Here is a 1,928-nt window from a genome sequence, read left to right as displayed (position 1 = left end):
AGGGGCTGTCTGATAAGTCCCTAAATTAAAGCACGTGGAGAAAAACGAGATGTTTTTCCCAACGTGCTTTTGTATTTTTTTGGTTTTTTCCTGAAAGTAGCTGGCGGATGCCTGCTACTTTCAGGATGTTATGGGCTAATGCCACAATCCCAAACTCGACATGTACCTTGTCGAGACCCCGCAATAAAAACCTGCGGAACGACCGATTGCCCTTGATGTGACCGAACACACTTTCTACCTCGACTTTTCGTCGAGCATAGATAGCGGCTTTCTCTTCACATTCAAGAGCTGTTTTTGCCTTCGCCTTCATTTCTTCGAAGACCGTATTCCAGTGAACCTGACGGTTCCCTTTCGCTTTTGTGCATTTCACTTTCAATGGGCAATCTGTACAGTCTTCACATTCGTATATTTTGAAGCTCTGCACATAACCAGACCGATTCTTTTTGTTTTGGTATTTCCTAAACGTAACTTTTCTTCCATTCGGGCATATAAAATAATCATCTTGTTCACGGTAGGTCCAGTTCTTCGCATTTTTGATGTCATTTTTGTATTTGCGTGTCTTTTCTTGTATGTAGGATCCATAAGGAATAAGAAAATCAAATCGTGGTTCTTTCTCTTCACCAACCGCATAAACGTAATTTTCTTCACTTCCATAACCTGCATCGGCAATGACTGTTTTTGGCATTGGTAAGGAAGTAGATGCCAATTTCTCCAAATGCGGGATAAAGCAACGCGTATCTGTTGGGCGTTGATGTATGGTATAAAACAAGATAAACTGGTTTTCTGTCCCCATTTGCACATTATATCCCGGCTTCAACTGACCGTTTTTCATGTGATCTTCTTTCATGCGCATGAAGGTGGCATCTTTGTCCGTTTTTGAATAGCTATTACGGTCGCCAAAGATTTTGTTCTGTTCCTTGTATTTAGATAGTCGTGGTAGGAAGTTGTCTCGAATCAGCTTTAAAGGTTTCTTCCATTTACTACGTGTTTGTCGCTTGTTCTTGCGAATTTTTGTATCTTGTTCCTGTTCAATTTCCTCTGTTAGTCTTTCTACTTTTTCTTCTAATTCCTTAGCGACTTCCTTCAAGTGATCTTCAGTGAATTCTACACTTTTTTCCGTGTCCTTTTGTTCTATTCTGCCTTCTAATTGTGTTAGTTCTTGGATGTGCTGGAGTGTTTCTTGAATTTTCTCTTTTAATTTTGCTTCAAATTTCGCCGTTGATTTTTTCCACACAAAAGAATACTTATTGGCATCAGCTTCAATTTTGGTGCCATCCAAAAAGTAGTTTTCCAGCGTGATGTGGTTTTCCTCAACTAATTTCAGAATCATGACCTCAAATAACTCGTCCATAAAGACTTTCATCCGTTCGCCACGGAACTCGTTAATCGTACGGAAATCAGGTTTTTGCATCGCTGCCAACCACATGGCCGGGATATTTTCCTGTATTAACTTTTCGATTCCTCGGCATGAATAAATCTTTTGGGAATAACCAAACAAGATGATTTTGAGCATCATTTTTGGATGAAAGGAGCTGCGACCACCGCCTTTATAATAAGAAAATAATTGCTCATCGGGCACAGCCTCAACCATTTCATCCACGATACGAGCGACATGATGTTCAGGTATGAGTGCTTCAATATCAAAAATCATTTGAACTTGACGGTTGTCATATGGTTTGAAGGTAGGGGCAAATTGTCTTTTAGAGGTCATTTTTTCATTCGACTCTGGAAGAAGAGTCATTTGCGTGTTATAATTTTCATTAGTAATCTTAGGATTGCACATTAAAAAAATCGTCCTTTCTGTAAGTGTGGTGTGGTAACTTCATTTTACTAAAAAGGACGATTTTTTTTTGTATTTTTTTTCGAAAAAATACAAAAAGGGGCTCCAAAAAAACCAGCTTTCACTGACTTTTTGGACAGCCCCTTTT

Annotated in this window: 1 protein-coding gene; it reads right to left on the bottom strand. The window is 39.2% G+C overall.

Features of this window, described 5'->3' with window-relative positions; translation table 11 throughout:
• Positions 1–25: 25 nt before the first annotated feature.
• Entirely contained in the window at positions 26–1,783 is a 1,758-nt protein-coding gene (locus tag M3182_RS25475) for an IS1182 family transposase (RefSeq protein ID WP_251560622.1), read from the bottom strand.
• Between the last annotated feature and the right edge of the window lie 145 nt (positions 1,784–1,928).

This window comes from Mesobacillus maritimus (genome assembly GCF_023715205.1).
Lineage (GTDB): Bacteria > Bacillota > Bacilli > Bacillales > Cytobacillaceae > Mesobacillus_B > Mesobacillus_B maritimus_C.
The sequence above is the reverse complement of the archived record's forward strand: the minus strand, read 5'-3'. Positions and strand labels throughout refer to the sequence as shown.